Below are 6,105 nucleotides of genomic sequence, written 5' to 3'. Positions count from 1 at the left end.
AACAGGGCCCTCAGCAAGTCCTATCGTTGCAGGTCAAGGGCACTTTTCGTGTCTCTGATCAGTTCTTGGACAGCCCGCCTCGTGAAAGCGCGAGGCTAGAAGACCGGCGCTCTAGAAAACCGGCACACCGCCCCGCGTCAGCCGCCAGTCCACCGACGCGAAGCCCTTCGGATCCAGCACACCCTTCGCCGTCACCCACTCCGCGATCCGCGTACGGATCTCCGTCGACTCCGACCACAGCTCCTGCGCGGACGCCACATGCGGGAACGCACCACCACCGTTGGCCCGGTAGTTGTTCACCGCCAACACGAACTTCTGCGCATCGTCCAGAGCGGCACCGTCATAGGTCACATTCCTGACCCGCGACCCCGCCGCCCGGGCGATGTCGATCTCGTACGACAGCCCCGACACATAGTCGTAGTTGTAGTCCGGGCGGTTGTTCGCATTCGTCAGCTTCTCCACATCGACCACCGCGTCCGGCGCCGTCTGCACGAAATACTCCGCCGAATACTCCAGGTACGCCTTGAGCTGGGCACCCGTCAGCAGCTTCGCGACCAGCGTGTTGTCGTACACATACAGGCTCGACAGATCCCGGATCGTCACCTTGCCGGCCGGGATCTCCGAGGTACGGGAGAAAGGCGAAGCCTGCGCCAGCACAGGCAGCGAGGCATACTCGGTGCCCGCCAACGCCGCCTTCACCACGTCCTCCTGGACCTTGGTGATCAGATCGATGATCGGCGCATCCTTGTACCGCGCCTCGACCGTCGTCAACGTCTCCGTCGCCGTACCCACCACCTGGTTGACGTACTCGACAACCTTCGCATGCTCGTCCGACAGCAACTTGGTGATCTTCGGGTCGTCAGCGACGGTATTGGAGTTCAGCACCCTCGACGAGACGGACTCCACGCTCCAGCGGCCCTTCGCGAAGACCAGCTCGATGTCGAACTGCGACAGCCGCTCCGCATACGCCAGCGGCTCGGACAGCACCACCGTCTTCCCGGTCCTCGCATTGGTGACCCTCAACTCCGGGATCTCCACATGCGCATGACCGACCAGAATCGCATCGATGTCCGGCACCTGCTGAGCCACCAACGCGGCCGAATTCTCCACATACGGCAGCTGGTCACCGTACGACGACGTACCCGAGGACCCGGAGTGCGCCGACACGACCACCACATCCGCACCCATCGACTTCAGCCTCGGCACCCACTTCGCCGCCTGCTCCTCCAGACCCGGAAACTCCAACTTCCCCTGCACATAAGCCTTGTCCCAGATCGCAATACCGGGATTCGTGAGACCCAGCACCGCCACCTTCACCGACGGCAGCCCCGGCACCCGGAACCTCTTGATGACATACGGCGGGAAAGCCGGCCGCTGCGACTTCGCATCCACCGCATTCGCACCCAGCAGCGGGAAATGCAACTGCTCCTCGAACTTCCGCAGTGTCTCCAGGCCGTAGTTGAACTCGTGATTGCCCAGCGCCGCCGCGTCGTACCCGATCGCATTCATCGCCTGCGCCATCGGATGCACCGGACCACCCTCCGCGGTGATCGGATCCACCTTCGCGTAGTAGTACGTCAGCGGGGTCCCCTGAATCGTGTCACCCGCATCCAGCAGCAGCGTGTTGCAGCGGCCCTTCTCCGCCCGCACCTGATTCACCAGCGTCGAGATACGCGCCAGACCCTGCGCATTGCCCGCCTTGTCGGAGTACTCCGCGTCCTTGAAGTAGTCCCAGTTGAAAACGTGGCCGTGCAGATCGGTCGTGCCCATCACGGTGAGCGAGTACCGCTTCGCGGGCTTCGTCGCCGCCGTGCCCTCCGCGGCCTGAGCCGACGGAGCCGCGACAGCACTCGCCACCGCCACCCCCGCTCCGGTCGCAGCGGACTTCTGCAGGAACCTCCGGCGGTTCAAGGGCATGTCTCGATCTCCTATGGGAAGGGTCAACAACGCGCGTAGATTCTGACCTGCGCATGACCGACCGCAACAGGTCCGGCAGGTTGCGATTGGATGACCGAAGCGGTCAACCGCACGGCCCCAGCAGGCCAAGAGGTGACAGAGTGGGGCGTATGACCACCCCTTCGCCGGACACCCCCCACCCCGCCGTCCCCTACGGCACCCCCGACGCCCCCCGCATCGCCGTACGCGGCGAAGCCCACCTCGAAGTCGACCCCGAGATCGCCCGTATCGGCATCACCGTCGCCTCCCGCGGCAAAGACCGCCGCACCGCCCTCGACGACCTCACCCGCCGCAACACCACCGCCCTCGACCTCATCAAGACATACGGGGAGGCAGTGGAGCGGCTGGAGACCGGCTCCTTCTCCATCACCCCCGAACTCAAGGAACACGGCCGCGGCGAACGCATCCACGCCTACCACGGCCGCGTCCACATCACCGCCGAGCTGACGGACTTCACCGCCCTCGGCGAACTCACCACCCGCCTCGCCGACCTGGACCTCACCCGAGTGGACGGCCCCTGGTGGGCCCTCCGCCCCGACTCACCCGCCCACCGCCAAGCCCGCCAACAAGCGGTAAAGGAAGCCGTTCAACGAGCCAGAGAGTACGCGGAGGCCCTCGGCACCTCACTCGCGGCCCTCGTCGAACTCGCCGACATCGGAGCCGAAAACACCCAGCCCTACCCACCCGCCCCCGGAGCCCGCATGCGCTCCATGGCCTACGGCGCACCCGCCGAAGACACCGCCGCACCCCTCGACCTCGAACCCCAACGCCAACACATCCACGCCGCCGTCAACGCCCGATTCACCATGACCCCACCCCAGCTCTAGAACCCAGATTCGGAGCCGTTCGAATGCTCATCGGAGCATGCGTCTGCACAATTCAATACTTGTCAACAACCCTTCATCCAAAGGTTGTTGAGTAGTCACGCACGCCAAATTCTCTACCCACCGGTAAGGCCTACGCTCGAATCATGCGCCGAGCAAAGATCGTCTGCACACTAGGGCCCGCCACCGACTCCTACGACCAGATCAAAGCCCTGGTCGAAGCCGGAATGGACGTCGCCCGATTCAACCTCAGCCACGGCACCCACGCCGAACACGAGGAGCGCTACCAGCACGTACGAAAGGCCGCCGACGAAACCGGCCGCAGCGTCGGAATCCTCGCCGACCTTCAAGGCCCGAAGATCCGCCTCGGCCACTTCACCGAAGGCCCCGTACTCCTTGAACGCGGCGACACCTTCACCATCACCGTCGAAGAGGGCGCCCAAGGCAACGGCCACACCTGCGGCACCACCTACCCCGGCCTCGCCCACGACGTCACCCCCGGCGAACGCATCCTCGTCGACGACGGGAAGGTCACCCTCGAAGTCAGAGACATCGACGGCCCCCGCATCCACACCAGGGTCATCGAAGGCGGCATGGTCTCCGACCACAAAGGACTCAACCTCCCCGGAGTCGCCGTCTCCGTCCCCGCCCTCTCCGAAAAGGACGAAGCAGACCTGCGCTGGGCCCTGCGGACCGGCTTCGACGTCATCGCCCTCTCCTTCGTCCGCAGCGGCCGCGACATCGAAGACGTCCACCGCATCATGGACGAAGAGGCCCGCCGGCTGCCCGTCATCGCCAAGGTGGAGAAGCCGCAGGCGGTCGACGCGATCGACGACATCGTGGCGGCCTTCGACGGCATCATGGTCGCGCGGGGCGATCTGGGCGTAGAAATGCCCCTGGAACAGGTCCCGATCGTCCAGAAGCGCGCCATCAAACTGGCGAAGCGCAACGCCAAGCCGGTCATCGTGGCAACGCAGATGCTCGACTCAATGATCGACAATTCGCGACCCACGCGGGCGGAGGCCAGCGACGTCGCCAACGCCGTCATCGACGGCACGGACGCCGTGATGCTGTCCGGCGAGACAAGCGTCGGCAAATACCCCATCGAGACGGTCCTCACGATGGCCAAGATCGTCGAGGCGGCGGAAGAGGACATCCTCGCGAAGGGCCTCCCACCCCTGACCGAACGGAACAAGCCCCGCACCCAGGGCGGCGCAGTCGCCCGCGCGGCGGCGGAAATGGGCGACTTCCTCGGCGCCAGGTTCCTGGTCGCCTTCACCCAGTCCGGCGACACGGCCCGCCGCCTTTCGCGCTACCGCTCGCCGATCCCACTGCTCGCTTTCACGCCGGAGCTGGCGACGCGGTCGCAGCTGAGCCTGACGTGGGGCGCGGAGACGTTCCTCGGGCCGCATGTGGACTCGACGGATGCGATGGTCGAGCAGGTGGATGAGCTGTTGCTGAAGTACGGCCGCTGCCAGAAGGGGGATGTGGTGGTGATTACGGCGGGGTCGCCTCCGGGGGTGTCGGGGTCGACGAACATGGTGCGGGTGCATCACATTGGGGAGGATGACAGTCCCAAGTAGGGGGCTTGGGTTAGTACTTGGGGCCTACGTGGGTGTCCATAAGGGCTACGGAGGCTTTGCGGGCGGTGGAAATGTTGAACGGGTTTCCATTGCGCTTGCAGTAAGTCCACTCGACGCCCAGCTTGTCGAGCGTGTCGGTATAGAGCCGCCGGATGTCGTCGGACACGTTGGTGAAGAAGTACCGCGGGTATTCGTAGCGCTTGCGCTCTCCGGCGACCACGCGGGTCGTCCAGTTGGTGAGTCGACAGCCGTCGGAGTGGATGAGGCCGCGGATGAATTCCCAAGGGTGCGCGGCGACGATTTCCTGTTGCCAGGGTTCGAGGGTGATGCGGCGTTCGTGCTTCTTGCCGGGGCCGTGCTGCGGGAACATGCAGGTCCAGTGCTTCGTGTACGACTTCACCTCGACGCAGCCCGGCTTAACGCGTTGGCTGACGTGAGGGAGCGGCATCACCTTGCGCATGGCGTTCTCGGCGGCGGCGATTAGGCCTGTCTGCGCCGCGTTGCAGAAGATCGACAGGTGGTGCTGCTTGGGCTTCGAGATGATGTGGCCGTCGCCGAGGTAGAGGCCCAGCAGGTACGAGTAGGCGATCGCGTCAAACTCACGCCCTGTGCATTGGGGGCAGTCTGTCGGCTGCGCATACGCCTCGCCGCGCGCTTTGCGGTCTTCGCTGCGCCACCAGCCGATGGTTCCGCGCGGAATGTTGAGGCGCTCCGCCACGATGCGATTGGGGACGCCCTGGCGCATGAGTGCGACAGCTTGCGTGCGAATCGAAGGGCTGTGCTGTTCCATGTGGCCACTGTGTGTTACTGAGCGTGGCCATGCGTAGCAAAAAGCGGATGTTCACGAGAACGTGGACATCCGCTTCCTGATCACAAGTGCCGGGTGCGGGACTCGAACCCGCAAGCCCTCTCGGGCAGATGTGTTTGAGACATCCGTGTATGCCATTCCACCAACCCGGCAAGACTGGCTGATCGGAAGCATACCGGGTCACCGCACGCAGCCGCAGCTAGGTAGGCTCTGGGGGAGCAGCACCTGCCCCGGCCCGTAACAAGGAGCCCCCGTGACCTCCCCCGAGTCGCCCCAGCCCGTAGACGCGCCCGACGACGACAAGTCGCACGTGCCTCCGCTGACGACCCGTGTCGTCATCGCCGAGGACGAGGCCCTGATCCGGCTCGACCTCAAAGAGATGCTGGAGGAAGAGGGCTACAGCGTCGTCGGCGAGGCCGGTGACGGCGAGCAGGCCATTGAGCTGGCCCGTGAGCACCAGCCGGACCTGGTGATCCTCGACGTGAAGATGCCCAAGCTGGACGGCATCTCGGCGGCTGAGAAGATCGCCGAGGAGGGCATCGCCCCCGTGCTGATGCTCACTGCCTTCTCGCAGCGCGACCTCGTCGAGCGTGCCCGCGACGCGGGCGCGATGGCGTACCTCGTGAAGCCGTTCAGCAAGAGCGACGTCGTTCCGGCGATCGAGATGGCTGTCTCACGGTTCACCGAGTTGAAGGAGCTGGAGAAGGAGGTCGCCGACCTCACTCTCCGTCTGGAGACCCGCAAGCTGGTCGACCGTGCGAAGTCCATCCTCCAGACCGAGTACGGGCTGACGGAGCCGGCTGCGTTCCGGTGGATTCAGAAGACGTCGATGGATCGTCGGATGTCGATGCAGCAGGTTGCGGAGGCGGTCATTCAGGACGCGGACGAGAAGAAGGCCGCGAAGGGCTGACCTTCGGCACCCACAGACAGACCG

General features: G+C 64.9%; 5 protein-coding genes and 1 tRNA gene. 3 read left to right on the top strand and 3 right to left on the bottom strand.

Translation table 11 applies throughout. The features are described from left to right. Positions 1 to 111 precede the first annotated feature (111 nt). Positions 112 to 1,917 carry a bifunctional metallophosphatase/5'-nucleotidase gene (locus tag ACWCRD_RS23165; RefSeq protein ID WP_450967689.1) on the bottom strand — a complete coding sequence of 602 codons (1,806 nt, stop codon included), beginning with the start codon at positions 1,915 to 1,917 and terminating at the stop codon, positions 112 to 114. A 149-nt stretch (positions 1,918 to 2,066) separates the two neighbouring features. Between ACWCRD_RS23165 and ACWCRD_RS23160 the strand changes: the two genes are divergently transcribed. Together ACWCRD_RS23160 and pyk are read left to right on the top strand one after the other, a co-directional pair. After that, a complete protein-coding gene (locus ACWCRD_RS23160) occupies positions 2,067 to 2,783 on the top strand; it encodes an SIMPL domain-containing protein (protein WP_450967688.1) in 717 nt (238 codons plus the stop codon). 143 nt (positions 2,784 to 2,926) lie between these two features. Continuing rightward, a complete protein-coding gene (gene pyk / locus ACWCRD_RS23155; protein ID WP_450967687.1) occupies positions 2,927 to 4,363 on the top strand; it encodes a pyruvate kinase in 1,437 nt (478 codons plus the stop codon). Between the two features lie 10 nt (positions 4,364 to 4,373). Here the strand turns inward: pyk and ACWCRD_RS23150 are convergent, their stop codons facing one another. Then, positions 4,374 to 5,153 (bottom strand): helix-turn-helix domain-containing protein, encoded by a 780-nt coding sequence (locus tag ACWCRD_RS23150; RefSeq protein ID WP_450967686.1) that lies wholly within the window; start codon positions 5,151 to 5,153, stop codon positions 4,374 to 4,376. Positions 5,154 to 5,240: 87 nt separating this feature from the next. Beyond that, a tRNA-Leu gene (locus tag ACWCRD_RS23145) sits at positions 5,241 to 5,323 on the bottom strand. Between the two features lie 101 nt (positions 5,324 to 5,424). Between ACWCRD_RS23145 and ACWCRD_RS23140 the strand changes: the two genes are divergently transcribed. Continuing rightward, positions 5,425 to 6,081 carry an ANTAR domain-containing response regulator gene (locus ACWCRD_RS23140; RefSeq protein ID WP_450967685.1) on the top strand — a complete coding sequence of 219 codons (657 nt, stop codon included), beginning with the start codon at positions 5,425 to 5,427 and terminating at the stop codon, positions 6,079 to 6,081. Positions 6,082 to 6,105: the final 24 nt, after the last annotated feature.

The sequence above is a fragment of the Streptomyces sp. NPDC002092 genome (assembly GCF_053593775.1).
Note: the sequence above shows the minus strand (reverse complement) of the source record. Positions and strands in the feature narration are given on the sequence as shown.